The sequence below is a fragment of the Mesorhizobium sp. RSR380A genome, assembly GCF_054719385.1.
Genome location: NZ_JBTTIB010000001.1, coordinates 1,467,911 through 1,491,262 on the forward strand (window position 1 = coordinate 1,467,911; position 23,352 = coordinate 1,491,262).

The 23,352-nt window shown below is 63.1% G+C and carries 27 protein-coding genes; 13 read left to right on the top strand and 14 right to left on the bottom strand.

What is annotated here, in order from left to right; all coding sequences use genetic code 11:
* The first annotated feature begins 14 nt into the window (after nt 1-14).
* Together ACYG9Z_RS07080 and ACYG9Z_RS07085 are read left to right on the top strand one after the other, a co-directional pair.
* Nucleotides 15-476 (top strand): MaoC family dehydratase, encoded by a 462-nt coding sequence (locus ACYG9Z_RS07080; RefSeq protein WP_023670033.1) that lies wholly within the window; start codon nt 15-17, stop codon nt 474-476.
* Nucleotides 473-937, top strand: coding sequence for a MaoC family dehydratase (locus ACYG9Z_RS07085; RefSeq protein ID WP_023749786.1), 465 nt, complete (start codon nt 473-475; stop codon nt 935-937). Before ACYG9Z_RS07080 ends, ACYG9Z_RS07085 begins: the two co-directional genes overlap by 4 nt.
* A gap of 90 nt (nt 938-1,027) precedes the next feature.
* On the opposite strand, the gene ACYG9Z_RS07090 is transcribed toward ACYG9Z_RS07085, so the two are convergent.
* The 5 genes from ACYG9Z_RS07090 to petA all read right to left on the bottom strand — a co-directional run bounded on the left by ACYG9Z_RS07090 (nt 1,028) and on the right by petA (nt 5,731).
* The gene (locus tag ACYG9Z_RS07090) at nt 1,028-1,573 is read right to left on the bottom strand and encodes an adenine phosphoribosyltransferase (RefSeq protein ID WP_013529989.1); all 546 of its coding nucleotides are present in this window, start codon (nt 1,571-1,573) and stop codon (nt 1,028-1,030) included.
* 9 nt (nt 1,574-1,582) lie between these two features.
* On the bottom strand, nt 1,583-2,728 hold the full coding sequence (locus tag ACYG9Z_RS07095) for an alpha-hydroxy acid oxidase (RefSeq protein ID WP_023749787.1): 1,146 nt from the start codon (nt 2,726-2,728) through the stop codon (nt 1,583-1,585).
* A gap of 186 nt (nt 2,729-2,914) precedes the next feature.
* Nucleotides 2,915-3,787, bottom strand: a complete 873-nt coding sequence (locus tag ACYG9Z_RS07100) for a cytochrome c1 (protein ID WP_023670029.1) — start codon at nt 3,785-3,787, stop codon at nt 2,915-2,917.
* Nucleotides 3,788-3,810: 23 nt separating this feature from the next.
* Nucleotides 3,811-5,154 carry a cytochrome b gene (locus tag ACYG9Z_RS07105; RefSeq protein ID WP_023670028.1) on the bottom strand — a complete coding sequence of 448 codons (1,344 nt, stop codon included), beginning with the start codon at nt 5,152-5,154 and terminating at the stop codon, nt 3,811-3,813.
* 16 nt (nt 5,155-5,170) lie between these two features.
* Entirely contained in the window at nt 5,171-5,731 is a 561-nt protein-coding gene (gene petA, locus ACYG9Z_RS07110; RefSeq protein WP_023670027.1) for a ubiquinol-cytochrome c reductase iron-sulfur subunit, read from the bottom strand.
* A 259-nt stretch (nt 5,732-5,990) separates the two neighbouring features.
* Here petA and ACYG9Z_RS07115 point away from each other — a divergent pair, with 259 nt between their 5' ends.
* Genes ACYG9Z_RS07115 through ACYG9Z_RS07125 form a run of 3 tightly spaced genes read left to right on the top strand, consistent with a single transcriptional unit; the run spans nt 5,991 to nt 7,038 of the window.
* Complete coding sequence (locus ACYG9Z_RS07115) at nt 5,991-6,266, top strand: type II toxin-antitoxin system Phd/YefM family antitoxin (RefSeq protein WP_023701566.1); 276 nt, start codon at nt 5,991-5,993, stop codon at nt 6,264-6,266.
* Complete coding sequence (locus ACYG9Z_RS07120; RefSeq protein ID WP_023670025.1) at nt 6,266-6,688, top strand: type II toxin-antitoxin system VapC family toxin; 423 nt, start codon at nt 6,266-6,268, stop codon at nt 6,686-6,688. The genes ACYG9Z_RS07115 and ACYG9Z_RS07120 overlap by 1 nt, the downstream gene beginning before the upstream one ends.
* 5 nt (nt 6,689-6,693) lie before the next feature.
* A complete protein-coding gene (locus ACYG9Z_RS07125) occupies nt 6,694-7,038 on the top strand; it encodes a cupin domain-containing protein (protein WP_023751250.1) in 345 nt (114 codons plus the stop codon).
* A 20-nt stretch (nt 7,039-7,058) separates the two neighbouring features.
* On the opposite strand, the gene ACYG9Z_RS07130 is transcribed toward ACYG9Z_RS07125, so the two are convergent.
* The 5 genes from ACYG9Z_RS07130 to ACYG9Z_RS07150 are packed head-to-tail and all read right to left on the bottom strand — an operon-like array spanning nt 7,059 to nt 12,073.
* Nucleotides 7,059-7,367, bottom strand: coding sequence for a DUF6665 family protein (locus ACYG9Z_RS07130; protein WP_023724966.1), 309 nt, complete (start codon nt 7,365-7,367; stop codon nt 7,059-7,061).
* A gap of 1 nt (nt 7,368) precedes the next feature.
* Nucleotides 7,369-7,845, bottom strand: a complete 477-nt coding sequence (locus ACYG9Z_RS07135) for a GNAT family N-acetyltransferase (RefSeq protein WP_023751251.1) — start codon at nt 7,843-7,845, stop codon at nt 7,369-7,371.
* 3 nt (nt 7,846-7,848) lie between these two features.
* On the bottom strand, nt 7,849-9,732 hold the full coding sequence (locus tag ACYG9Z_RS07140) for an ABC transporter ATP-binding protein (protein WP_023751252.1): 1,884 nt from the start codon (nt 9,730-9,732) through the stop codon (nt 7,849-7,851).
* Between the two features lie 10 nt (nt 9,733-9,742).
* A complete protein-coding gene (locus tag ACYG9Z_RS07145; RefSeq protein WP_023751253.1) occupies nt 9,743-11,638 on the bottom strand; it encodes an ABC transporter ATP-binding protein in 1,896 nt (631 codons plus the stop codon).
* 27 nt (nt 11,639-11,665) lie between these two features.
* Nucleotides 11,666-12,073 carry a hypothetical protein gene (locus tag ACYG9Z_RS07150; protein WP_023670019.1) on the bottom strand — a complete coding sequence of 136 codons (408 nt, stop codon included), beginning with the start codon at nt 12,071-12,073 and terminating at the stop codon, nt 11,666-11,668.
* Nucleotides 12,074-12,518: 445 nt separating this feature from the next.
* On the opposite strand from ACYG9Z_RS07150, the gene ACYG9Z_RS07155 reads away from it, so the two are divergent.
* Together ACYG9Z_RS07155 and soxR are read left to right on the top strand one after the other, a co-directional pair.
* Complete coding sequence (locus ACYG9Z_RS07155; protein WP_023751254.1) at nt 12,519-12,977, top strand: tRNA (cytidine(34)-2'-O)-methyltransferase; 459 nt, start codon at nt 12,519-12,521, stop codon at nt 12,975-12,977.
* Nucleotides 12,978-13,123: 146 nt separating this feature from the next.
* The gene (gene soxR, locus ACYG9Z_RS07160; RefSeq protein ID WP_023691595.1) at nt 13,124-13,570 is read left to right on the top strand and encodes a redox-sensitive transcriptional activator SoxR; all 447 of its coding nucleotides are present in this window, start codon (nt 13,124-13,126) and stop codon (nt 13,568-13,570) included.
* Here the strand turns inward: soxR and ACYG9Z_RS07165 are convergent.
* Nucleotides 13,567-13,824 (bottom strand): hypothetical protein, encoded by a 258-nt coding sequence (locus ACYG9Z_RS07165; protein WP_023683688.1) that lies wholly within the window; start codon nt 13,822-13,824, stop codon nt 13,567-13,569. The two genes, soxR and ACYG9Z_RS07165, sit on opposite strands and share 4 nt — an antisense overlap.
* A gap of 275 nt (nt 13,825-14,099) precedes the next feature.
* Here ACYG9Z_RS07165 and hemF point away from each other — a divergent pair, with 275 nt between their 5' ends.
* The 3 genes from hemF (at nt 14,100) to ACYG9Z_RS07180 (ending at nt 15,930) form a co-directional block, all read left to right on the top strand.
* On the top strand, nt 14,100-15,014 hold the full coding sequence (hemF, locus tag ACYG9Z_RS07170; RefSeq protein ID WP_023751255.1) for an oxygen-dependent coproporphyrinogen oxidase: 915 nt from the start codon (nt 14,100-14,102) through the stop codon (nt 15,012-15,014).
* A gap of 238 nt (nt 15,015-15,252) precedes the next feature.
* On the top strand, nt 15,253-15,513 hold the full coding sequence (locus ACYG9Z_RS07175) for a DUF1344 domain-containing protein (RefSeq protein ID WP_023751256.1): 261 nt from the start codon (nt 15,253-15,255) through the stop codon (nt 15,511-15,513).
* Between the two features lie 231 nt (nt 15,514-15,744).
* Nucleotides 15,745-15,930 (top strand): DUF1059 domain-containing protein, encoded by a 186-nt coding sequence (locus ACYG9Z_RS07180; protein WP_023670013.1) that lies wholly within the window; start codon nt 15,745-15,747, stop codon nt 15,928-15,930.
* A 6-nt stretch (nt 15,931-15,936) separates the two neighbouring features.
* Here the strand turns inward: ACYG9Z_RS07180 and ACYG9Z_RS07185 are convergent, their stop codons facing one another.
* The 3 genes from ACYG9Z_RS07185 to ACYG9Z_RS07195 are packed head-to-tail and all read right to left on the bottom strand — an operon-like array spanning nt 15,937 to nt 18,466.
* Nucleotides 15,937-17,208, bottom strand: coding sequence for a CCA tRNA nucleotidyltransferase (locus tag ACYG9Z_RS07185; RefSeq protein ID WP_031243969.1), 1,272 nt, complete (start codon nt 17,206-17,208; stop codon nt 15,937-15,939).
* Nucleotides 17,205-17,837, bottom strand: a complete 633-nt coding sequence (locus ACYG9Z_RS07190) for a CoA pyrophosphatase (RefSeq protein WP_023724971.1) — start codon at nt 17,835-17,837, stop codon at nt 17,205-17,207. The genes ACYG9Z_RS07185 and ACYG9Z_RS07190 overlap by 4 nt, the downstream gene beginning before the upstream one ends.
* Nucleotides 17,837-18,466 carry a DUF1285 domain-containing protein gene (locus ACYG9Z_RS07195; protein WP_023670010.1) on the bottom strand — a complete coding sequence of 210 codons (630 nt, stop codon included), beginning with the start codon at nt 18,464-18,466 and terminating at the stop codon, nt 17,837-17,839. The genes ACYG9Z_RS07190 and ACYG9Z_RS07195 overlap by 1 nt, the downstream gene beginning before the upstream one ends.
* A 144-nt stretch (nt 18,467-18,610) precedes the next feature.
* Here ACYG9Z_RS07195 and ACYG9Z_RS07200 point away from each other — a divergent pair, with 144 nt between their 5' ends.
* Genes ACYG9Z_RS07200 through ACYG9Z_RS07210 form a run of 3 tightly spaced genes read left to right on the top strand, consistent with a single transcriptional unit; the run spans nt 18,611 to nt 23,351 of the window.
* A complete protein-coding gene (locus ACYG9Z_RS07200; RefSeq protein ID WP_023751258.1) occupies nt 18,611-19,615 on the top strand; it encodes an AAA family ATPase in 1,005 nt (334 codons plus the stop codon).
* Nucleotides 19,615-20,529 (top strand): DUF58 domain-containing protein, encoded by a 915-nt coding sequence (locus ACYG9Z_RS07205; RefSeq protein ID WP_023751259.1) that lies wholly within the window; start codon nt 19,615-19,617, stop codon nt 20,527-20,529. The genes ACYG9Z_RS07200 and ACYG9Z_RS07205 overlap by 1 nt, the downstream gene beginning before the upstream one ends.
* A complete protein-coding gene (locus ACYG9Z_RS07210; protein ID WP_023751260.1) occupies nt 20,526-23,351 on the top strand; it encodes a DUF4159 domain-containing protein in 2,826 nt (941 codons plus the stop codon). The genes ACYG9Z_RS07205 and ACYG9Z_RS07210 overlap by 4 nt, the downstream gene beginning before the upstream one ends.
* Nucleotide 23,352 lies beyond the last annotated feature (1 nt).

Genomic DNA, 23,352 nt, shown 5'->3' on the forward strand with positions numbered 1-23,352 from the left:
ACCGGATTGGGATCATGACCGCAAAAAGCTGGGCCTACGAGGATTTCACCGAGGGCGCATCGATCGACCTCGGCGCCAAGCAGGTGAGTGCGGCCGAAATCATCGAATTCGCCACCGAATTCGACCCGCAGCCGATGCATCTCGACGAAGCCGCCGGCAAGGCCAGCATCCTTGGCGGCTTGGCCGCCTCCGGCTGGCACACCTGCGCGATCTTCATGCGCATGCTGTGCGACGCCTTCCTGCTCGACTCGACCGCGCAAGGCGCGCCCGGCATCGACCAGGTCAAATGGAAGAAGCCGGTGCTGGCCGGCGACACACTGGCCGGCAGCACCAGCGTGCTTGCCAGGCGCCTGTCGAAATCCAGGCCTCAGCTCGGCCTCGTCACCTTGCGCAGCGAACTGTTCAACCAGCGCGGTGAAAGCGTCTTCGAACTTGAGAACACTGTCATGTTCTTGACCCGCGAGGCCGGCGCATGAGCCTCGACGCGTTCTTCCGCATCGGCGAAACCATCAACCTCGGTTCGCACACATTCGAAACCGAGGCGATCAAGGCGTTCGCCTGCAAATACGATCCACAGGTCTTTCATGTCGACGAGGAGGCGGCGAAGAAAAGCGTGTTCGGCCGCCTCTGCGCCTCAGGCTGGCACACCGCGGCCACCTGGATGAAGCTCAATCTCAAAAATCCTATGGACGCTTCTCAATGGACCGGACCCGGCCCGGTACCAGAATTCGGCCCCTCCCCCGGCTTCAGGAACCTGAAATGGCCAAAGCCGGTCTATGCCGGAGAAACCGTCACCTTCATGCGCACGGCCCTGTCCCACCGCCCGCTTGCCACCCGCCCCGGCTGGCGCCTGCTGGCGCTGCGCTCGGAAGGTTCCGATTCGGCAGGCGACAAGGTGCTGGAGTTCGACAGCGCCGTGCTGGTGAAGGCTGGGTAGTGAATAGTGAGTAGTGAGTATTCAATATCAGAGTGTGTGAGTAAGCCTAGCGCCTGTCATTGAACGCTGACATTCACTATTCACTATTCACTAATGCCCCTCAAACCCGATCAACGTCCGCACCGGCACGCCCAGCGCTTCGAGCTTCGCCCGTCCGCCGAGATCCGGCAGGTCGATGACGAAGCACGCGGCAAGAATATCGGCGCCGATCTGCCTTAGCAGCTTGACCGCCGCCTCCGCCGTGCCGCCGGTCGCGATCAGGTCGTCAACCAGGATCACCTTCTCGCCCGGCGCAACGCCGTCCTTGTGCATCTCCATCTCGTCCAGCCCGTACTCCAGGCTGTAGGCGACGCGTACCGTCTCGTAAGGCAGCTTGCCCTTCTTCCGGATCGGCACGAAACCGGCCGAAAGCTGGTGCGCGACCGCACCGCCGAGGATGAAGCCGCGTGCCTCGATGCCGGCGATCTTGTCGATCTTCTGCCCGGCATAGGGATGCACCAGCTCGTCGATGGCGCGGCGGAAGGCGCGCGCATTGCCGAGCAAAGTGGTGATGTCGCGAAACAGGATGCCGGGCTTGGGGTAGTCCGGAATGGTGCGGATCGCGGCGAGCAGCGTGTCTTCGAGCGAGGATTTCATGGGTCGAGATTACCTGAAACGGAGGTTGTTGCGCGACAATTGTTCGATCGAACTGCAGCCCATCAGCTTCATGCCGCGCTCGATCTCGACCCGCATCTGCTCCAGCGCCCGCTCGACGCCCGGCTGTCCGGCCGCCGCCAAGGGGAACAGATAGTAGCGGCCGACGCCAACAGCCTTGGCGCCGAGCGACAGCGCCTTCAGCACATGGGTGCCGCGCTGCACGCCGCCATCCATGATGACGTCTATTCTGTCGCCGACGGCATCGACGATCTCGGCCAGTTGGTCGAACGCCGCCCGCGAGCCGTCCAGCTGCCGGCCGCCATGGTTGGACAGCACAATGCCGCTGCAGCCGATCTCGACGGCGCGCTTGGCATCCTCCACCGACATGACGCCCTTGAGACAGAACGGACCTCCCCACAGTCTGACCATCTCGGCAACATCGTCCCAGGTCATCGACGGATCGAGCATCTCGGTGAAGTAGCGGCTGATCGACATCGTGCCGCCGCCCATGTCGACATGCTCGTCGAGCTGCGGCAGCTTGAATCCCTCATGGGTGAAATAGTTGATCGCCCAACCCGGCTTCAGCGCGAACTGCAGCATGCCGGCAAGGTTGAGCTTGAAGGGGATGGCAAAGCCGGTGCGCTTGTCGCGCTCGCGGTTGCCTCCGGTGATGCTGTCGACGGTCAGCATCATCACTTCGACTCCAACCGCTTTCGCCCGCTGCATCATCGCCCGGTTGAGGCCGCGATCCCGGTGGAAATAGAACTGGTAGACCTGCGGGCTGCTGCTGATCTTGCGCGCTTCCTCAAGACTGACAGTGCCGAGCGAGGACACGCCGAACATCGTGCCGAATTTGGCCGAAGCCTTGGCCACCGCGCGCTCGCCTTGATGATGGAACAGCCGCTGCAAGGCGGTCGGCGAGCAATAGACGGGCATGGCCAGCTTCTGGCCCATCACCGTCACCGACATGTCGATCTCGCTTACCCCGCGCAGCACGTTGGGAACGAGGTCGCTGCGCTCGAAGCTCTCGGTGTTGCGGCGGTAGGTGACCTCATCGTCGGCCGCGCCATCGATGTAGTTGAAGATTGGCCCCGGCAACCGCTGCTGGGCCATGCGCCGGAAATCGGAAAAGTTGTGACAGTCGCGTAGCCGCATCATCGATCCCAAATGCCCCTTTAGCCGGCGATCCGCCGGGCGCGCGTGCAATACCAATCGCATGGCGGCGTGCCAACGGACTTCTTACTGGACGGCTGCTGCGCCAAGATGCGAACCATGTCCGGTTTGGCAAGCAAAAAGGGCGTCCGAAGACGCCCTTTCCATTTCCGAGGAATAAGATGCGGCTTAGTGCGCCACGCCTTCCCACACCTTGCGCTTGGTCAGATACATCAGCGCCCCGAACAGAAGCAGAAACACCAGCACGCGGAAGCCGGTCTTCTTGCGGTCTTCCATATGCGGCTCGGCCGCCCACATCAGGAACGCCGAGACGTCGCGCGAATACTGGTCGATCGTCTGCGGCGAACCGTCATCGTAGGTCACCTGGCCGTCGGAGAGCGGCTTGGGCATCTTCAGCGACACGCCGGACATGAAGTATGGATTATAGTGGGTGCCTTCGGGGATCACCATGCCGGCAGGTGGCGTCTCGTCATAGCCGGTCAGCAGCGAATGGATGTAGTCCGGGCCGCCCTGCGCATATTGCGTGAAGATGTCGAAGACGAAGCGCGGGAAGCCGCGCTCGACGCCGCGCGCCTTGGCCAGCAGCGACATATCCGGTGGGGCAGCGCCGCCGTTGGAAGCGGCAGCCGCCTCCTCATTGGCGAACGGCGCCGGGAAATGGTCTGACGGCTTGCCCGGCCGGTCGAACATGTCGCCGGCATCGTTGGGTCCATCATGGATGGTGTACTCGGCCGACAGCGACTTGATCTGCGCTTCCGAATAGCCGAGGTCCTCCAGCGTGCGGAACGCCACCAGGTTCATCGAGTGGCAGGCCGAGCAGACTTCCTTGTAGACCTTCAAGCCACGCTGCAGCTGCGCCTTGTCGTAGGTGCCGAACGGACCGGCAAAAGTCCAGTCCATCTCCTTCGGCTCGTGGATCGGGAAATGCGTCGGTGCCGCCGCGTTGTGCGCCTCTTCAGCGGCGATCGCCACACTGCCGACGGCTCCGATGCCAGCGGCAAACACGCCTAGCAGGGCGAGCGAGGTGAGAATCTTTTTCATGCCAAATCCCCTTAGATTCTCACTCAGCCTTTGGTTTCCGGCGCCGCGGTCGCACCGGCCGGATGTCCCCCTCCGGCACCCTTGTTCTTCTCCAGCACCGCCTCGGTGATCGAATTCGGCAGTCTGCGTGGCGTCTCGATCAGGCCAAGCACCGGCAGGATGACGAGGAAGAAGGCGAAGTAGAACAGTGTCGCCGCTTGAGCGTAGCCAACGTAGTTGCCCGAGACCTCACCTATCAGGAGGGTCAACAGACCGCCGCCTTCCGCCGGCTGCGAGCCAAGCCAGCCAAGCAGGACAGCGTCGGCGACGAACAGCCAGAAGAACAGCTTGTACCAGGGCCGGTAGACCGCCGAGCGCACCTTGGAGGTGTCGAGCCACGGCACCAGGAACAGCATGACGATGGCGCCGAACATGCACAGCACGCCACCGAGCTTGGAGTTGATCGGCCCGATGTTGAAGGTGATCGCGCGCAGGATCGCGTAGAACGGCAGGAAGTACCATTCCGGCACGATGTGGGCCGGCGTCTTCAGCGGGTTGGCGATCGTGTAATTGTCCGGATGGCCGAGAAAGTTCGGCAGGTAGAAGACGAAATAGGCGAAGAAGAACAGGAACACGATCATGCCGAATGCATCCTTGATGGTCGCATAGGGCGTAAAGGCAACGGTGTCGGTCTTCGATTTCACCTCGATGCCGGTCGGGTTCGACTGGCCGACCACGTGCAGCGCCCAGACGTGCAGCACGACGACGCCGGCGATCATGAACGGCAGCAAATAGTGCAGCGCAAAGAAGCGGTTGAGCGTCGGGTTGTCGACGGCGAAACCGCCGAGCAGCAGTTCCTGGATCCAGTTGCCGACCAGCGGAATGGCACTGAAGAAGCCGGTGATGACGGTGGCGCCCCAGAAGCTCATCTGACCCCAAGGCAGCACATAGCCCATGAAGCCGGTCGCCATCATCAGCAGATAGATGATGCAGCCGAGGATCCACAGCAGCTCGCGCGGCGCCTTGTAGGAGCCGTAATAAAGCCCGCGGAAGATGTGGATGTAGACGGCGACGAAGAAGAACGAGGCGCCGTTGGAATGCATGTAGCGCAACAGCCAGCCCGAATTGACGTCGCGCATGATCTTCTCGACCGAATTGAAGGCGAGGTTGGTGTCGGCGGTATAGTGCATGGCCAGCACGATACCGGTCAGGATCTGCGCCACCAGCATGATCGTGAGGATGCCGCCGAAGGTCCACGCATAGTTAAGGTTGCGCGGCACCGGATAGGCGATGAAGCTGTCATAGACCATGCGCGGCAGCGGCATGCGGGCGTCGAACCAGCGTTCGATACCGGTCTTGGGCGTATAGGTCGAGTGTCCCTCGCTCATCGAATTATCCCCTGCCTCAACCGATAAGGATTTTGGTATCGGAAATGAACTTGAATACCGGCACGGCCATGTTTTCCGGCGCCGGGCCTTTGCGGATGCGGCCGGCGGTATCGTACACCGAACCGTGGCACGGGCAGAACCAGCCGCCGAAATCGCCTTCCTGGCCAAGCGGAATGCACCCCAGATGCGTGCAGACCTGCACCATCACCATCCAGGCTTCCTTGCCGGGCGTGGTGCGGTTGGCGTCGGTCGCCGGCGCATCGGCGGGCAGATTGGCGTTGCGGGCAATAGGATCCTTGAGGTCGGCAAGGTTCACGGCCTCGCCGTCCTTCATCTCCTGCTCGGTGCGGTTGCGCACCACGACCGGCTTGCCGCGCCATTTGACGATCAGCGACATGCCAGGCGTCAGCGAGGCGACGTCGACCTCGACCGAGGCCAGCGCCAGCGTCGAGGCATCGGGGCGCATCTGGTCGATGAAGGGCCAGGCAACGGCGCCTGCGCCAACCACTGCGGCCATGCCGGTGGCGACGTAGAGAAAATCACGACGGTTGGGATCCTGGGTGTCGGTTGCGCTCACGGGTGCCTGATCCTTTCGCCTCTTCCGAGCCGGCGGCCGAGCTTTGTCCCCGCTCCATCGCGCCGGCCCGACAGCGCATGGCGAACAAGCTAGCGAATTCCTCCGGCATTTGGATTTCGGTTTATGCGTGAAGCCCGTTTTTGTCCAGCGGGCTGAGGCCACAAGGGCAGATTGTCGCGGGCGTTCCGCACGAAGAGAAATTTGACGAGCTTGGCCGAATGTAGCAATATGTCTACATCTTCCGGATGGAGGTGTTGATATGAATATCTCGACGAAGACGATAACCATCATGTCGAGCCGTGAATTCAACCAGGACACGGCGCATGCCAAACGGGCAGCCAAGAACGGGCCGGTCATCATTACCGACCGCGGCAAGCCCTCCCATGTGCTGATGTCGATGGAGGAATATCAGCGTTTAGAGAAGAAGCCGAGAAGCCTCGCGGACGCGATTGCCGATGATCGCCCCGAAGCAGATTTCGACTGGGAACCACCTCGCCTGGAAGGACCGTTTTTCAAGATTCCCGAACTCGACTGATGTTCATTCTTGACACCAATGTCGTTTCGAATCTGCGTCGTCGGGACAAGGCCGATCGCAACGTTTTGGCCTGGTCAGAGACCCACGACATCGCCAGCTTTTTCATGTCGGTCATTTCGATCCTGGAACTCGAAATCGGAACATTGCTCTTGTCGAGGAAGGATACTCGCCAGGCCACCATGTACCGTGAGTGGTTGGATCAGACACTCATTCCACAGTTTGACGACCGGATATTGAGCATAGACACGGCTGTTGTCGTGCGTTGCGCAAACCTCCACGTTCCCGATCCAAAGCCGGAGCGCGACGCCCTCATAGCCGCTACCGCGCTCGTCAAAAACTTGACAGTCGTGACCCGCAACACCAAGGATTTTGAAGGCACCGGCGTGAAGCTTTTCAACCCCTGGATACCGACGAAGGGTTAGAGGCTATGGCACACATCATCGACCGCGAGACCTGGACCAGGACGCCCGGCCGCTGGCAGGGCGAACTGCAATGCGGCGCCTACGACTCCAACTCCTGCCTGATTTTCAACTATCAGGAAGAGATTGGCGGCGGCCCGCGCGTGCACACGCATCCCTATTGTGAAATCTTCATCATCCGGCAAGGCACCGGCCTCTTCACGATCGGCGACCAGCAGATCGAGGCCACGGCCGGCCAGATCCTGATCGTGCCGCCCGATACGCCGCACAAATTCACCAATCTTGGCCCAGGCCCGCTCGAAACGACCGACATCCACGAAAACGGCAGCTTCATCACCGAATGGCTGGAATGAATGTTGCCGGCTGATGACCTCTAGCTTGCACCGAGCCTGACCAGCACGGCCCTTGGGATATCGTATTCGCGGATGACCGACTCATGCCGGCGCAGGCCGCAGAGTTCACGCTGGATGAAATAGGCGTGCACCGCTGCGGCAGCCTCCTTGAGCAGCCGCGGTCGCTGCTCCTTGTCGTCGTTGTTCTGACGGAGCTTGGCCAGCGTTTCCTCGACCCGTTGGCCGGCACGGCCGAGCGCTGCGGCCTTTTCAGCCAGTATCTCATGGCCGAGGGCGTCGAACGCGGCTTCGGCAGCCGAGGCGCCTAGGGATGGCGGACGCAGTGACATCTCAGCCTCCTTTTCTGTCTTGAGAGAGCATCATGCGGTGCGTGACGAATTCTTCGCCCACCACCGGCTGGAAGCCAAGCCGTTCATAGAACCCAAAGGCTCCTTGTGGCGCGCGGCTGTTCAGCACGGCAAAATGCTGACGTGCCCTGTCAATGACGGTCTCGACCAGCATGCGGCCAACGCCGCTGCGGCGATGATGCGCGCTGACGAACAGGTGCCTGACCCGGCCGTGGTCCCTGCCTTCGAAATAAGGATCGATGTTCAACCCGCACACACCAGCGAGTTCTCGGCCATGCCATGCGCCAAACAGCGCCTCGCCTCGTTTCAGGAACTTATTGCAGCCGCCTGCCCAGCCATCCGCCAGCCGCACCAGCATCCAGTAGCCCTCCAGCCGGCTCTCCTCCTTCAGCGCATCGAAGGCCGGCGCGGTTGGCCGCAGCCGCTTGAGGACGTAGCCGATATCAGGCGACGCTGCCATGCCCTACTCCGCCGGCCGTGTCTCTTCCAGCACGCTTTCCTCGTGGTAGAGGAAGCCGCCGGACTGCCGCTTCCACAGCCGCGCATAGAGCCCGTCGAGCGCCACCAGCTCGTCATGCGTGCCCTGTTCGATGATGCGGCCTCCGTCCAGCACCACAAGACGGTCGAGCGCGGCGATGGTCGACAGCCGATGGGCGATGGCGATGACCGTCTTGTTCTCCATCAGCCTGGCCAGATTCTCCTGGATCGCCGCCTCGATGTCGGAATCGAGCGCCGAGGTCGCCTCGTCGAGGATCAGGATCGGCGCATCCTTGAGGAAGACGCGGGCGATCGCGACGCGCTGGCGCTGGCCGCCCGACAGTTTCACGCCGCGCTCGCCGACAAAAGCCTCGTAGCCGGTACGGTCCCGGTTGTCGCGCAGGCCCAATATGAACTCGTGCGCCTCGGCCTTCTTCGCCGCCGCGATCACCTCGGCGTCAGTTGCATCCGGCATGCCGAGCTTGATGTTGTCGCGTAGCGAGCGGTGGAACAGCGCCGTGTCCTGGCTGACCACGCCGATATTGGCGCGCAGCGAGTTCTGCGTCACCTCGGCGACGTCTTGCCCGTCGATCAGGATTTTCCCGCTCTCGAGGTCGTAGAGGCGCAGGATGAGATTGGCTAAGGTCGTCTTGCCCGCACCGGACGGCCCGACCAGCCCGACCTTCTCGCCAGGCTTGACCACAAGGTCGATGCCATTCAGCACGCCAAAACCCTTGCCGTAGTGGAACTCGACATTCTTCACCTCGATGCGGCCGCCGGCGACGACAAGCTCTTTCGCATCCGGCGCATCGACAAGGCCAAGCGGCTGCGAGATCAGCGCCTTGGAGTTTTCCAGCACGCCGAGGTTTCGCAAAATGCCGTTGAGCTGCATCATCACGCGCCCGAGCAGCATGTTGAGCCGTAGCACCAGGGACAGCGTGAAGGCGACGGCGCCGACAGTGATCGACCCTTCGACCCAGAGATAGACGGCAAAGCAGCCAATCGCGGTGATCATGATGCCCGACAGCGTCGTCAGCGCCATTCGCACGCCGGTCAGCCGGCGGGTGAAGGGCCGTAGTGCATCGAGATAGATGTCGAAGCCGTTCTTGATGTAGCGGTCGTCGCCGTCGGCCGAGAACAGCTTCAGCGTCTGCACGTTGGAATAGGAATCGATGATGCGCCCATTGATCATCGAGCCCGCTTCAGCCGTCGCCTCGGCATGCCTGCGGATCGAGGGCAGATAGAGCTTGGCCAGCCAGGCGAAAGCGAGGATCCAGATCACCACCAGCACGGCCAGGCGCAGATCCAGCCCGGCGACCAGCGCCAAGGTCGTCACCGTATAGATGAGCATGAACCAGATGACCTCGATGAAGCTCTCCATCAGGTCGCCGGTCGCCTGCCCCGCCTGCCAGACTTTTGTCGCGATACGGCCGGCGAAATCGTTCTGGAAGAAAGTGTAGGACTGCCGCGACACATGCCGGTGTGCCTGCCAGCGCACCAGATTGTAGAAGCCCGGCGTGATCGTCTGTTCGTTGACCAGCGCCGACAGGCCGACGACGACGGTGCGGATGACCAGCACCACTGCGATCATGAAAACAAGCTCAGGCCCGGCGGCGGTCCACAGCGCGTCCCAGCTGCGTTCACCGGGAAGCTGGTCGAGAATATCGACCAGCCGCCCGACGAAGTAGAAAAGCCCGGCCTCGATCAGCGGCGCGATGCCGCCGATGACCAGCATGGCGAAGAAGGCGAACTTCGCCTGGCCGACATAGTGCCAGAGGAAGCCGCCGACGCTTGGCGGTGGCCGAAGGTCCGCCGGCTCCCTGAACGGATAGACCCAGTCCTCGAACCAGCGATAGACGGCTGTCATCATGCTGACGTCATCACTCTGCGGCTTCACCCTTCACGCCGATGTCGTTGGCAACGGCGTCATTGGCGGCATCGACCGGACCGTCGTCGAGCAGGAACCCGCCCGACTGGCGCTGCCAGAGCTGCGCGTAGAGCCCGCCGCTGGCAACGAGTTCCTCGTGCGACCCTTCCTCGATGACACGGCCCTTGTCGAGGACGACGAGCCTGTCCATCGCCGCGATGGTCGACAGCCGGTGCGCAATGGCGATGACGGTCTTGCCTTGCATGAGCTTGTAGAGATTCTCCTGGATGGCGGCCTCGGCTTCGGAATCCAGCGCCGACGTCGCTTCGTCAAGGATAAGTATCGGTGCGTCCTTCAACATAACGCGAGCAATGGCGATGCGTTGCCGCTGGCCGCCGGACAATTTGACGCCGCGGTCGCCGACATGAGCATCGAGCCCTTTACGTCCGGTGTGATCCGAAAGCCTGCCGATAAACTCCAGCGCCTCGGCCCGCCCGGCTGCCTCGACAAGCATTTCCTCCGTCGCATCGGGCCGCCCGTAAAGGATGTTGTCGCGCACCGAACGATGCAGCAGCGAAGTGTCCTGCGTCACCATGCCGATCTGCGCGCGCAGCGAATCCTGCGTCACCGAAGCGATCTCCTGGCCGTCGATCAGGATCCGGCCGTTCTCGAGGTCGTAGAACCGCAACAGGAGATTGACCAGCGTCGACTTGCCCGCACCCGAGCGCCCGACAATGCCGACTTTCTCGCCGGGCTTCACCGTCAGCGACAGGTTCTCGATGACGCCCTTCTGCTTGCCATAGTGGAAACGAATGTCGTCGAAGCGGATCTCGCCCTTGGTGACGGCAATGTCCTTCGCCCCCGGCCGGTCTTCGACCAGGCGCGGCAGCGAGATCGAGGCGATGCCGTCTTGCACCGTGCCGATGTTCTCGAACAGGCTCGACATTTCCCACATGATCCACTGCGACATGCCCCACATACGGAGCACGAGGCCGATGACCACGGCGACGGCGCCGATCGTCACCGCCTGGCCGAGCCACAGCCACAGCGCCAGCGCCGTCACCGAAAACAGGAGCAGCGCGTTGAGGATATAGAGCAGCCCGTAAAGCACCGTCACCAGCCGCATCGACCGGTAGACCGTGTCGAGGAAGCCTGCCATGCCTTCTTTGGCGAACGTTGCTTCGCGCCGTGCATGGGAAAACAACTTGACCGTCTGGATGTTGGTGTAGCTGTCGACGACGCGGCCGGTCATCGTCGAGCGCGCATTGGCCTGCGCCTCGCCGACCTTGCCCAGCTTCGGGATGATATAGCGCAACAACCCGATATAGCCGAGCAGCCAGACGCCGAGAGGTGCCGCCAGCCGCAAGTCGGCCGAGCCGACGATGAACAGCATGCCGAGGAAATAGACGATTACGTAATTGAGCACCTCGATCACCTTGATGACGCATTCGCGCACGGCGAGTGCCGTCTGCATCAGCTTGGTGGCGATGCGGCCGGCGAATTCGTCCTGGTAGAAGCTCATCGACTGCTTCAAGAGATAACGATGCACCTGCCATCGGATGCGCATGGGGTAGTTGCCCATCAGCGTCTGCTGGTTGAGCAAAGAATGCAGCCATACTGTACCTGGCAGCGCGAACAGCACGACGAAGGCCATGCCGGCGAGCTTCCAGCTCTCGGTCTGCAGGAAGGTTTCGCGGTTCTGCCCGGACAGCCAGTCGACGATGTGGCCCATGAAGCCGAACATCCACACTTCCGCGATGGCAATCGCCGTCACCAGCACCGCGTCGAGGATGATGTATGGCCAGGCGCCGCGCGTATAATGCACGCAGAAGGCAACCAGCGTCTTCGGCGGCTCGACCGGTTCCGCTGCGGGGAACGGATCGAGCCTTCTTTCAAACCAGCTAAACATAGTGATGCTCACAAAACTTTTGTCCGCTCATGCGGCGCGGGAAAAATCCCCGGGGCGCTCCGCGTCCCCAGACCGTACGTCGGCGGGGACCGACGGCCCGGAATCACCCGGGCCATCGGTCCTGCTTCGCGCAATATAGGGACTTGCGGGCTTTTCACCGACAGAAGCCTTCGACTGAGCTGACGGCACGCCGCCGCCAGTCCGGTTTTTCGCGCCCGGCCGGATCAGCCGGATGATCCGGCGCACCAGCGACGGCCGGCTGTGGTCGGGAACCGCACGCGAGAAATCGACATCCGGCAACATGCCGCGATGCGGACGCCGGCGCGTCTGGGCGTGAACCGCCGACGAATACGTCTCGCCGACCAGCAACGCCCAGGTCGCCGTCTTGCGTTCGTGCAGGCTTCTTGAACCCGGTATCTTATAGGGATCGAACATCGGTCCGTCCTCCGTGTGAAAATAGACATAAAAAGGCGAAGCAATGTCGTGCGCCGGCCTTCGGCCGGAGGCACGGATTGCATCCGTCGGGACACGACGATAGGCCTCGGTCGCGACATGCTCAGCTGGGGCGCTTGGCCCCTTTAACGGTTTGAAAAACATCGCAGGATTCCTTCGAGAGCCGAAAATTGGGTTCGGCGGGAATCGGTGCGATCAGATCTAAGAAATCAGGTAAATCGTCGTACCGAAACCGCCAGCAGGCAGGTAAGCCCACGGGAGGGGCGCTGGATGTGCATGGTCATCATGAAATACCCCTCCATCGGTTCGGGTTGACAATGCGTGCGGTATAATCGACTTCGCAGAAAATGGCCACCCGCAGGTCCAGCAATTTCCAAAACCAGCCACCCGCTGTGGCCGATCTGCCACTTATTAGAAAGACGCGGAAATGAACCACCGTCTCCGCATCGCCCTCTACCAGCCTGACATCTCCGGCAACACCGGAACTATCCTGCGCTTCGCCGCCTGCCTCGGCCTTGGCGTCGACATCATCGAACCAGCCGGGTTTCCGCTCTCCGACAAAGCGCTCAAGCGCGCCGGGATGGACTACCTCGAAATGGCTGCCCTGACCCGGCATGTCGACTGGAACGCCTTCGAGGATTGGCGCAAGGGCCAAGCCTGCCGGCTGGTGCTGCTCACCACCAAAGCCGCGACCCCCTATACGGGCTTCAGCTTCGCCCAAGGCGACATCCTGCTGTTCGGCCGCGAATCCGCCGGCGTGCCGGATCCTGTCCATCAGGCGGCGGATGCGCGGCTGACGATCCCGATGCAGCCGGGCACGCGCAGCATCAACGTCGCGCTGTCCGTCGCCATGGTCGCCGGTGAAGCCATCCGGCAACTCGGCTAGAACCTTCAACGCGTTGTCGTCATCGCCAACGGCCCTTGCGTCTTGCATCATTCTCACCCAGGCGCACATCGCCTTCTCCTCAATTGCCCTATCGACATTTCCTGGCTACAAGCTCAACTTAAGTTGAGGTCAAGCGGAAAATCGAGATGGCTCCGGTAAAGGAATTGACGGTCGGCCAGTTGGCCATGCGTAGCGGCGTGGCGGTGTCGGCGCTGCATTTCTACGAGGCGCGCGGGCTGATCCGCAGCCACCGCACGTCGGGCAACCAGCGGCGCTATGGCCGCGACGTGCTGCGGCGGGTGGCGATCATCCGGATCGCCCAGGAGGTCGGCATCTCGCTGGCCGAGATCGGCGCCGCACTTGAATCGCTGCCAGAAGGCCGTACCCCGACGCGCGAGGACTGGAACCTGTTGTCGACCGGCTGGCGCGACGACCTCGATCGCAAGATCACTCAGCTAAAGAAGCTGCGCGACGGCCTTACCGACTGCATCGGCTGCGGCTGCATGTCGATCGACAAATGCCCGCTGCGAAACAGGGAAGATCGCTTGAGTGCGCAAGGGCCGGGCGCAAGGCGACTGCTTGTGGAATCCTAATCCGCCGCGGGCAGCCGCCGTATGGTGAATTCGATTACGTCGCCCGGCCGCTCGAACCAGCTTTCGATCTCGGTCCAGTAGGCCTGCTTGGGAAAACGCTCGAACCATTCCTTGGCCTTGAGCCGCGCATCCGGGCGCGGCAGGACGAAGGTCTCGCGCAAAAACCCGTCACGCGGCATGCGCTCGCGCTCGGCGCGTGAACGATCGAGCCTTTTCTTCAGGCCATGCAGCGGCGGTCTTGCCGGCGTGCGCATGAAAGAACTCCTGGGCCGAACCAGATGACACTTGACCCTTGCCCCTAAGAGATTAGGGATCGCGCCCGGAAAAGGCTAGTGGTCCGATTCCAACATTCGCCTCCCTAATCCCCAGGCGCCGTTGCGAATGTTGGAATCACAAGGACCGCTAGCAAGTTTATGTTTCTGGTGGAGTTTTCGAATTTGACATTTGCATCGTGCCCTGCGCCACGCTCTCTGCAAATGTCAAATTCACTCCACTAGGTCCTTTGTCGGCCGCGACCGGAGACAGCATTTTGGAACGACCAGAAATACCGGCAGGCCTGCCAGCCGACATCGAACAGAAGAAAATGAAGGCCAGGCTCTGGTTCGAGACGCTGCGCGAGCGCATTTGCACAACCTTCGAGCAGATCGAACAGGAACTGCAGGGACCACTGGCCGAATGGTCGCCCGGCAGCTTCGAGAAGACGCCGTGGGAACGCGACAATGGAAAGGGCGGCGGCGGCACCATGTCGATGATGCATGGCCGCGTCTTCGAGAAGGTCGGCGTCCACACCTCGACCGTCTATGGCGAGTTCTCGCCCGAATTCAGGAAGCAGATGCCAGGCGCCGAGGAAGACCCGAGCTTCTGGGCATCGGGCATTTCGTTGATTGCGCATCCGTGGAACCCCAACGTGCCGGCCGTGCACATGAACACCCGCATGGTCGTGACATCGCGCCACTGGTTCGGCGGCGGCGCTGACCTGACACCGGTGCTTGATCGCCATCGCACCGAAGACGACCCCGATACCATCGCCTTCCACCGCGCCATGCAGTTCGCCTGCGAGAAGAATGCCGGTGTCGCCGACCACCCCAAATTCAAGGCCTGGTGCGACGAGTATTTCTATCTGCCGCACCGCCACGAGCCGCGCGGCGTCGGCGGCATCTTTTTCGACTGGCTGCATTCGGGGGAGGAGAAAGGCGGCTGGAATGCCGATTTGAACTTCGTCCAGGATGTCGGGCGTTCTTTCCTTGTCGTCTACGGACACCTGGTTCGCGCTCATTTCAACGAGAACTGGACCGACGACGACCGCGACGAGCAGCTCATTCGCCGCGGCCGTTATGTAGAATTCAACTTGCTTCACGATCGCGGCACCATTTTCGGCCTGAAGACCGGGGGCAATGTCGCCTCGATCCTGTCCAGCCTGCCGCCGGAGGTCAGGTGGCCGTAAACTATCGGTGAGCGCAACGTGAGCCGCATTGACGTCCCATTCGCCGAATCTGGGCAGCCAATGTGGCATCGCCATTATCTTTTTCGTCTAATAGGCAATTGAAATAAAAAGACTATTTGTCGTTTCGGGCCGGGAAGCGCCGGCGGTTCAGTCCCGAACCGCGACACGACGCTACCGGACGGCCCTGAACAAGGCGGAGCATTTTCCAAACGGATGCCCGCATTTCCAGGAGTATTACATGCGAAAGCTCATTGTTTCGGCAGCCGCCGCTGCCCTTCTCGCTTCCGGTTCGGTCGCCTTTGCCGCGGTCAAGCACACCACCGGTACGGTCAAGACCTATGATGGCACGGCCATGAGCCTTGTTCTGGAGGATGGATCCACCTTCACGCTGCCCCAGACCTTCAAGGATCCAGGCTTGAAGGCCGGCGAAAAGGTCCGCGTTTCCTGGGACATGAGCGGCAAGAACAAGGTTGCCGAGTCCGTCAAGATCGTGAAGTGATGGGGACAAGACCGAACGGTCTTGCCTTGGCTTAGCCTGGCAAGAGGGGGCGGAGCAGCGCTGCTCCGCCTTTTTCGCACCCACGGCAACTAAAATGGTCGAACCGTGTTATGCTAGCTCCCCCGTGCGTGCCCCCGAAACCGACTGCTGTGACAGGGCGCGGAACAGGAGATGGCGGAGCTTCGTGTGCCCATGAGAGGCACAGGCTCAAGGAGGAAAGGAGAAAATCCCATGAAGGAATTCCATTGCGGCTCGCTGGTTCCCGGCTGTGAGTGGCACACGCGTGCCGGTGAGGAAGCCGAGGTCATGCGCCGCGCCGTCGACCATATGCGCGAGACACATGGCGAAACGGTCATTCGCGAGACGATGATCGAGGCGATCCGCTCGCGCATCGAGAAAGTTCGCGACGCGGCCTGAGCAGACCTATCTGGCCTTCAAGGCTTCCGCGGCGCGCTCCAGCAGCGCGTCGCGATCGAGCGCAAAGCCGGACCCGATCCATTCCTTTTCCAGGTTTTTCAGGATCGCACCGAGTATTGGCCCCGGCGACGCGCCAAGCGCCGTCAGATCGCCGCCCTTGACTGGGAACACCGGTTTTTCCCATTTCAGCGCAAAAGCGAGCAGGCGCGAAAACCCGCCGGCCTGAACCAGCGCGTCATTGTCCTCGAGAGCCCGCGCTCGCGCCGACGCCAGCGACAGCCGCAGGCGATCGAGAAAACCCTGGCGCTCGCCGGAATAGAGTTTCTTGGCCAGTTCCGCTTCGCTTGTCTTGGGCTCGACGGCAGCCGTCAGCGCCCAGTGGCGCAGGCGCTCCGCCTCAGTGGTCGAAAGTTTCAGCCGCTCGGCCAGTGTCTTCATCCGCGCCGCATCGGGCGGCACGATCGCCTCCAGCCTGAGCAGCGGGTCCGGCGCCCAGCCCAGATCCTTCTCTGTCTTGGTCAGCCCATGAATGGCATCGATGCCCCATTTCTCGCTTTCCGGCAGGGCGCTGGTGAGCACGCCGGCCTGGCGCATCCACAGCAAGGCGCGCGACGGATCTGGGGCCGATAACAACTTCTTCAGCTCGGACCAGATGCGTTCGGCCGAGAGATGGGCGAGACCGTCCTTGAGCCGGGCGCAGGCCTTCAATCCCTCGGCATCGGGCCGACCCTCGCCATACCAGGCGAAAAAGCGGAAGAAACGCAGGATGCGCAGATAGTCTTCGCGGATCCGCTGCTCGGCATCGCCAATGAAGCGCAGCCTTCGTGCCTCGATATCGCCGACGCCGCCGACCAGGTCCACGACGGTCCCGTCAGCCTCCGCATAGAGCGCGTTGATGGTGAAATCGCGCCGTTCGGCGTCGGCCTTCCAGTCGCGGCCGAACGACACTTTGGCGCGGCGGCCATCGGTCTCGATGTCGGCGCGCAGCGTGGTGACCTCATAGGGCGCGCCGCCGGCAATCACCGTGATCGTGCCGTGCTCGATGCCGGTCGGCACCGCCTTGAAGCCCGCCGCCTCGGCGCGGCGAACGGTTTCCTCGGGCAGGCAAGTGGTAGCAACGTCGATATCGGCGACCGGCTGCCCCATCAGCGCATTGCGCACCGCGCCGCCCGCGATGCGGGCTTCCTCGCCGCCCTGCGCCAGCACGGCAAACAGCCGCTGCAGATGCTTTTCACCCAGCCAGTCGGCTCTGCCCGCCAGCGATATCGGATCACTCAAGCATAGAGCCTTTCATAGAGGGTGCGGATGATGCCGGCGGTGACGCCCCAGATGCGCTGGCCGCCATAGGGCATATCGTAGAAGAACCATTCCAGGTCGTTCCACATGCGGCTGTCCCTGGTGTGGTTGGCCGGATCCATCAGGAACGAAAGCGGCACTTCGAAGGCGGCGTCGACCTCGTCGGAATTGAGCGACAGCGTAAAACCGGGCTCGACGATCGCCAGCACCGGCGCGATGCGATAGCCGCTGCCGGCGACATAATCGGGCATGCGGCCGATGATCTCGATGCGGTCCTGGCCGAGCCCGATCTCCTCGAAGGTTTCGCGCAAGGCCGCTGCTTCCGGGGTCGCATCGGTGGGATCAATGGTGCCGCCGGGAAAAGCCACCTGCCCGGAATGGCTGCGCAGTTTTTCCGCCCGCTTGGTCAAAAGCACGGTCGCATCGCGTCCATGATCGACGACCGGGATCAGCACCGCGGCGTCGCGCAGCGCTTTGAGCTGCGTCAACCGTGGATGGCCGGGGTTGAAGCGATGATCGCCATAATCGTCGCCGGCATGGGCTTCAGCTTGCGCCGCGACCCGCGCGCGAAAATCCGCTGTGGAAAACGGCGGCGGCCTCACCTGATCCATCATGCGCTCAGCCGCTTCAGTTTTTCCGCCGGCATGATCGGATAGATTTCGCCTTTCGAGCGCACGGCAAACATCGTCTTGCCGCCGATATCGATCTCCTCGCCATGCTCGACCAGTTCGTACATCACCGGCCGCGCCACCAGCGCTTCCAGCCGCCCGCGCACCAGCACATAGGGTTTTAGCCCGCCGGTCTCGTTCTCGTCGACGAAGCGCAGCGGATGGCCAGGTCCGGCCTCGACGACATCGCCGACATTGGTGCGGAAAGTGATGGTCTGCTCGGCGCCGGCGCCGGAAACATCCATTTCAACCGCGATGAAAGGCGCGTCCACGACGCGGATGCCGACCCGTTCGACCGGCGTCACCAGATAGGTCCTGCCATCCTCGTCCTTGCGCAGCACGCTGGAAAACAGCTGCACCAGCGGCATGCGGCCGATCGGCGTGCCGAGATAGAACCACGTTCCGTCTTGTTTGATCTCCATGTCTAGATCGCCGCAAAAGTCGGGATTCCAGCGCTCCACCGGCGCCGCGCCCTTGCCGGCGCGAGCCGCACGCGAGATCAACGCTTCGAGACCGCGCGCCTCGGTTGCGGCAGCAAGGCTGTGCTCGCGATGTTCGGAGCGTTCCGTCATGGTCACGAAATAGTCACTGTTGTTCCGCTTGTCAGCCTAAGTCTGTGATTTAAATTCATTCGTAGGCGCCAGGCGAAGCCGAATCGCGGCATTCTAAGGCACTACAGTGCAAGCCGGTACTTCCAGCACAAGGATCGATGCGGCATGAGCGTAATGGTCAAGGAAAGCCCAATCAGCGAAAAGGACATGATCGCCCAGGCCGAGACGGCGCTGGCCGATATTTCCAGGGTGCGCGACGGCGTCGGCCGTGTCATTTTCGGCCAAGAAGTGGTGGTCGAGCGCACGCTGGTGGCGCTGCTTGCCGGCGGCCATGCGCTGCTGGTCGGCGTGCCCGGCCTTGCCAAGACCAAGCTGGTCGAAACGCTCGGTGTCGTGCTCGGCCTCGATTCGCGCCGCATCCAGTTCACGCCCGACCTGATGCCGTCCGACATTCTCGGCTCCGAAGTGATGGAGCAGGACGAGGCGGGAAAGCGCTCCTTCCGCTTCATCTCCGGCCCGATCTTCGCGCAATTGCTGATGGCCGACGAGATCAACCGCGCCTCGCCGCGCACCCAGTCGGCGCTGCTGCAGGCAATGCAGGAATATCACGTCACCATCGCCGGCATTCGCCACGACCTGCCCGCACCCTTCCATGTACTGGCGACGCAAAACCCGCTGGAGCAGGAAGGCACCTATCCCCTGCCCGAAGCGCAGCTCGACCGCTTCCTGATGCAGATCGACATCCTTTATCCCGAAATCGAGGCCGAGCGGCGCATTCTGCTGGAGACCACCGGCATCGAGGACGCCAAGGCGCAAAACGTGCTGCAGCCGGCGCGGCTGAGGGAAATCCAGACGCTGATCCGCCGTATGCCGGTGCCCGAAAGCGTCGTCGACGCCATCCTCAAACTGGTGCGTTCGGCGCGTCCCGGCCAGGGCAATGCCGAGACCGACAAGCATGTCGCCTGGGGTCCCGGCCCGCGCGCCAGCCAGGCGCTGACGCTGTGCGCCCGTGCGCGCGCGCTTTATGACGGGCGGCTGGCGCCGTCGGTGGACGACATCCGCGCGCTGGCCGAACCGGTGCTGCAGCACCGCATGGCGCTGACCTTTGCCGCCCGCGCCGAGGGCACGACCGTGCGCGACGTGGTAGCGAAACTGGCCAAAGGAATCTGATGGCGCGTATCGGCGAAGTCCAGGCACCGGCAGCGACGCGCGAGGCGCTCGCCAGGGGCCGCTTGCGGGCTTCGCTGGTGCCGGACCTGCTGGTCGAGGCGCGCCGTATCGTCAATACGGTAATTGCCGGCTGGCATGGCCGCCGCAAGCGCGGCATCGGCGAGAATTTCTGGCAGTTCCGCCCCTATGTCGAAGGCGATTCCTCGCGCATCGACTGGCGCCGTTCGGCCCGCGACGACCACACCTATGTGCGTGACCGCGAATGGGAAGCAGCCCACACGGTGTGGCTTTGGGCCGACCCATCGCCCTCCATGCTCTACAAATCGACTGGCGCCAGCGTTTCCAAGGAATCGCGCGCGCTGGTGCTGGCACTGGCCATGGCCGAATTGCTATCTCGCAGCGGCGAGCGCATCGCCTGGCCCGGCCTGACCGATCCGTTCACCGCCCGCAACGGCGCCGAGCGCATCGCGGCGCAATTGATTCACGCCGCCGACCCGCCGGCAAAGCCTGACCTGTCCGCCATCCGCCGCTTCTGCGACATCGTCGTCGTGAGCGATTTCCTCGACCCGGTCGAGGAGACCATGGAATGGCTCGATGTGCTGGCGCGGCATGGCGTGCGTGCGCATCTGATCGAGGTTGCCGATCCGGCGGAGGAGACCTTTCCCTATGCCGGCCGCACCGAATTCACCGATCCCGAGACCGGCGACAAGTTGACCGCCGGCCGCGCCGAAATGCTCGGCGACGAATACCGCCTGCTCTACACCGCCCGCCGCCAGGAGTTGGCCAGCTGGTGCAAGCGCCTCGCCTGGAGCTACACCGTCAACCACACCGACCGCCTCGCTTCCGAGGCGTTGGTGCGCATCCACATGGCGATGACCGCCGATGGCGCATTCGTGGGAAAGGCCGGCGCATGAGCTGGCTGCCGCTCTCCTTTGGCGCTCCCATGGTGTTGTGGGGCCTGCTGGCGCTGCCGGTGATCTGGTGGCTGCTCAGGCTCACACCGCCCAAGCCGCAGTCCGAAATCTTTCCGCCGCTGAAGATCCTCGCTCGCGTGCTGAAGCGCGAGGAAACGCCGCAGCAGAGCCCGTGGTGGCTGACGCTGCTGCGGCTGTTGATGGCAGCCCTTGTCGTCGCGGCATTAGCCGAACCCATTTTCAATCCGCGCGAAAAATTGCCGGCCGAGGGCGCCGCCCTGGCGCTCGTCATCGACAATGACTGGGCGAGTGCCGCCGACTGGGGCAAGCGCGTCGCCACCGCCCAGCGGCTGATCGCCGATGCCGGTTCGAACGGCGTACCGGTCGTCATCGCCTTCACCGCCGAAAAGCCGAACGCCGAGATCGGCCCCTTCGATGCGGCGGCTGCCCTCGACCGGCTGCGCGCCGCCAAGCCGAGGCCGATCCCGACCGACCGACCCGCTGTCTATGCCCGCGTCGCCGGCGTGCTGGGAACCTTGCCCGGCGCCAGCGTTGCCGTTCTCACCGACGGCCTTGCGGCAAAGGGCGACGAGGCCGCCTTCAACACACTGCTGTCGAAAAACGCCGCCCGTGTCGTCTGGGCCAATTCCGACCGGCTGGCGCTGACTGGGCTCACTGGCGCCGAAAATCAGGTCGACGGCTTCGCCCTGACCGCCATCCGCGCGCCCGGCGATCCGGCGCCGGCACAAGTCACCGCCGGCGCCTTCGACGATAAGGGCCGCCGCATCGCCGACGCGACGCTGACCTTCGCGCCGGGTGAGACTACTGCCACCGGCACGATGGCGGTGCCGTTCGAACTGCGCAACGACTTCGCCTCGATCGCGCTCGACGGCGAACGCCAGGCAGGTGCGGTGCGCGTGCTTGACGAAAGTTCCAAGCGCCGTCGCGTCGGACTTTTATCGCAGGCCGAGGCCGACCAGGCGCAGCCGCTTCTGTCGCCGCTCTATTACATCAGGCGCGCGCTGCAGCCTTTCGCCGATCTGGTCGAACCGTCGAGCGTCGATCTCGCCGACGCCATCCCGCAGCTTCTCGACCAGAAGCCGGCGATGATCGTCATGGCCGATATCGGTACCATTCCGCCGCAGGTCCATCAGCGGCTGGTCGACTGGGTCGAGAATGGCGGCACGCTGGTGCGCTTTGCCGGTTCGCGGCTGGCCGCCGCCGGCAATGACGATGATCTGTTGCCGGTCAGGCTGCGCACCGGCGAGCGCTCGCTTGGCGGCGCGCTGTCATGGACGACGCCGCAAGCGGTGACCGAATTCCCGAAGAACGGCCCGTTCGCCGACCTCGCACCGCCGGCCGAAGTCACGGTGAGCCGGCAGGTGTTGGCCGAACCGACGCCGGACATCGTCGAGCGCACCTGGGCAACCCTTGCCGATGGCACCCCGCTGGTGACCGGGTTGAAGAAGGGCAAGGGCACGCTGGTGCTGTTCCATATCACCCCGGAAGCGACATGGTCGACGCTGCCGATCTCCGGCAGCTTCGTCGAGATGCTGCGGCGCATCGTGCAGCTGTCGCGCAACCAGGGTGCGGCGGTTGCCAACGCCGAAGCCGCTGCTACGTCGCTGGCGCCTTATCGCATGATAGCCGCCGACGGCACTTTGGTGCCGCCGACGCCGGACGCACGACCGCTGGTCCCTGGCGCCGGCTCGCTGCCGGTGACGTTCGAGAACCCGCCCGGCCTCTATGGCTCGGAAACCGGCGTTTTCGCCCACAATCTGCTCGACCCGGCCACCGCCTTCGCGCCGCTGGTGCGCCCGCAATTCACAGTGCCGGTGACCAATATCCAGTACGCTTTCGATGAATCGCGCGACCTCAAGGGATCGCTGGTCACAGCGGCACTTGTGCTTATGCTGCTCGACACGCTGGCGGTGTTCTGGATGGGCGGGCTGATGTCGCGCCGACCGCGCCGCGGCCGATCGGCCGCAGCAACGACGGCTGCGCTGCTGCTTGGCCTCGGCATGCTGTTTGGCCATGCCGACCTCGCCCACGCCGACGACGCCAAGCCCGGCGATGCCGCGGCAATCGAGGATATTGCCAAGACCCGCATCGCCTATGTGCTGACCGGTGTGCCCGGTGACGATTCGATCAGCCGCGCCGGGCTCGAAGGCCTGACCCGCTTCCTGATCGAGAAGACCGCGCTCGAGCCGGGCGCGCCGGCGGGCGTCGATATCTCGAAGGACGAGCTTTCCTTCTATCCGCTGATCTACTGGCCGATCGATCCTTCCGCGCCGATGCCGAGCCAAGCCGCGATCGCCCGCATCGACGCCTATATGCAGCAGGGCGGCACGGTGCTGTTCGACACGCGCGACCAGTTCGCCAACGGCATCGGTGCGGATTCGGCGAGCCCGGCGACAGAACGGTTGCGCGACATTCTCGGCAATCTCAACGTGCCGCCGCTGGAGCCGGTGCCCGCCGACCATGTGCTGACCAAATCCTTCTTCATCCTGCCCGAATTTCCCGGCCGCTTCTCCGGCAGCCCGCTCTGGGTGGAAGCCTCGCTCGAGGCCAGCAATGCCGAGAATCGGCCGGTACGCGTCGGCGACGGCGTCTCGCCGATCCTGATCACCGCCAATGATTTTGCCGGCGCCTGGGCCGTCGACGAGAATGGTGACCCGCTTTTGCCGACCGTGCCATCGGATCCGATGCAGCGCATCTATGCGCTGCGCGCCGGCGTCAACATCATGATGTACATGCTGACCGGCAACTACAAATCCGACCAGGTGCACGTGCCGATCCTGCTCGAACGGCTGGGGCAGTAAG

Excerpts from the sequence above, each read along its gene's own strand:
- ACYG9Z_RS07080 (WP_023670033.1), top strand. The coding sequence starts at position 15 with ATGACCGCAAAAAGCTGGGCCTACGAGGATTTCACCGAGGGCGCATCG.
- ACYG9Z_RS07085 (WP_023749786.1), top strand. The coding sequence starts at position 473 with ATGAGCCTCGACGCGTTCTTCCGCATCGGCGAAACCATCAACCTCGGT.
- ACYG9Z_RS07090 (WP_013529989.1), bottom strand. The coding sequence starts at position 1,573 with ATGAAATCCTCGCTCGAAGACACGCTGCTCGCCGCGATCCGCACCATT.
- ACYG9Z_RS07095 (WP_023749787.1), bottom strand. The coding sequence starts at position 2,728 with ATGCGGCTACGCGACTGTCACAACTTTTCCGATTTCCGGCGCATGGCC.
- ACYG9Z_RS07100 (WP_023670029.1), bottom strand. The coding sequence starts at position 3,787 with ATGAAAAAGATTCTCACCTCGCTCGCCCTGCTAGGCGTGTTTGCCGCT.
- ACYG9Z_RS07105 (WP_023670028.1), bottom strand. The coding sequence starts at position 5,154 with ATGAGCGAGGGACACTCGACCTATACGCCCAAGACCGGTATCGAACGC.
- ACYG9Z_RS07115 (WP_023701566.1), top strand. The coding sequence starts at position 5,991 with ATGAATATCTCGACGAAGACGATAACCATCATGTCGAGCCGTGAATTC.
- ACYG9Z_RS07120 (WP_023670025.1), top strand. The coding sequence starts at position 6,266 with ATGTTCATTCTTGACACCAATGTCGTTTCGAATCTGCGTCGTCGGGAC.
- ACYG9Z_RS07125 (WP_023751250.1), top strand. The coding sequence starts at position 6,694 with ATGGCACACATCATCGACCGCGAGACCTGGACCAGGACGCCCGGCCGC.
- ACYG9Z_RS07130 (WP_023724966.1), bottom strand. The coding sequence starts at position 7,367 with ATGTCACTGCGTCCGCCATCCCTAGGCGCCTCGGCTGCCGAAGCCGCG.
- ACYG9Z_RS07135 (WP_023751251.1), bottom strand. The coding sequence starts at position 7,845 with ATGGCAGCGTCGCCTGATATCGGCTACGTCCTCAAGCGGCTGCGGCCA.
- ACYG9Z_RS07140 (WP_023751252.1), bottom strand. The coding sequence starts at position 9,732 with ATGATGACAGCCGTCTATCGCTGGTTCGAGGACTGGGTCTATCCGTTC.
- ACYG9Z_RS07145 (WP_023751253.1), bottom strand. The coding sequence starts at position 11,638 with ATGTTTAGCTGGTTTGAAAGAAGGCTCGATCCGTTCCCCGCAGCGGAA.
- ACYG9Z_RS07150 (WP_023670019.1), bottom strand. The coding sequence starts at position 12,073 with ATGTTCGATCCCTATAAGATACCGGGTTCAAGAAGCCTGCACGAACGC.
- ACYG9Z_RS07155 (WP_023751254.1), top strand. The coding sequence starts at position 12,519 with ATGAACCACCGTCTCCGCATCGCCCTCTACCAGCCTGACATCTCCGGC.
- soxR (WP_023691595.1), top strand. The coding sequence starts at position 13,124 with ATGGCTCCGGTAAAGGAATTGACGGTCGGCCAGTTGGCCATGCGTAGC.
- ACYG9Z_RS07165 (WP_023683688.1), bottom strand. The coding sequence starts at position 13,824 with ATGCGCACGCCGGCAAGACCGCCGCTGCATGGCCTGAAGAAAAGGCTC.
- ACYG9Z_RS07175 (WP_023751256.1), top strand. The coding sequence starts at position 15,253 with ATGCGAAAGCTCATTGTTTCGGCAGCCGCCGCTGCCCTTCTCGCTTCC.
- ACYG9Z_RS07180 (WP_023670013.1), top strand. The coding sequence starts at position 15,745 with ATGAAGGAATTCCATTGCGGCTCGCTGGTTCCCGGCTGTGAGTGGCAC.
- ACYG9Z_RS07190 (WP_023724971.1), bottom strand. The coding sequence starts at position 17,837 with ATGGATCAGGTGAGGCCGCCGCCGTTTTCCACAGCGGATTTTCGCGCG.
- ACYG9Z_RS07195 (WP_023670010.1), bottom strand. The coding sequence starts at position 18,466 with ATGACGGAACGCTCCGAACATCGCGAGCACAGCCTTGCTGCCGCAACC.
- ACYG9Z_RS07200 (WP_023751258.1), top strand. The coding sequence starts at position 18,611 with ATGAGCGTAATGGTCAAGGAAAGCCCAATCAGCGAAAAGGACATGATC.
- ACYG9Z_RS07205 (WP_023751259.1), top strand. The coding sequence starts at position 19,615 with ATGGCGCGTATCGGCGAAGTCCAGGCACCGGCAGCGACGCGCGAGGCG.
- ACYG9Z_RS07210 (WP_023751260.1), top strand. The coding sequence starts at position 20,526 with ATGAGCTGGCTGCCGCTCTCCTTTGGCGCTCCCATGGTGTTGTGGGGC.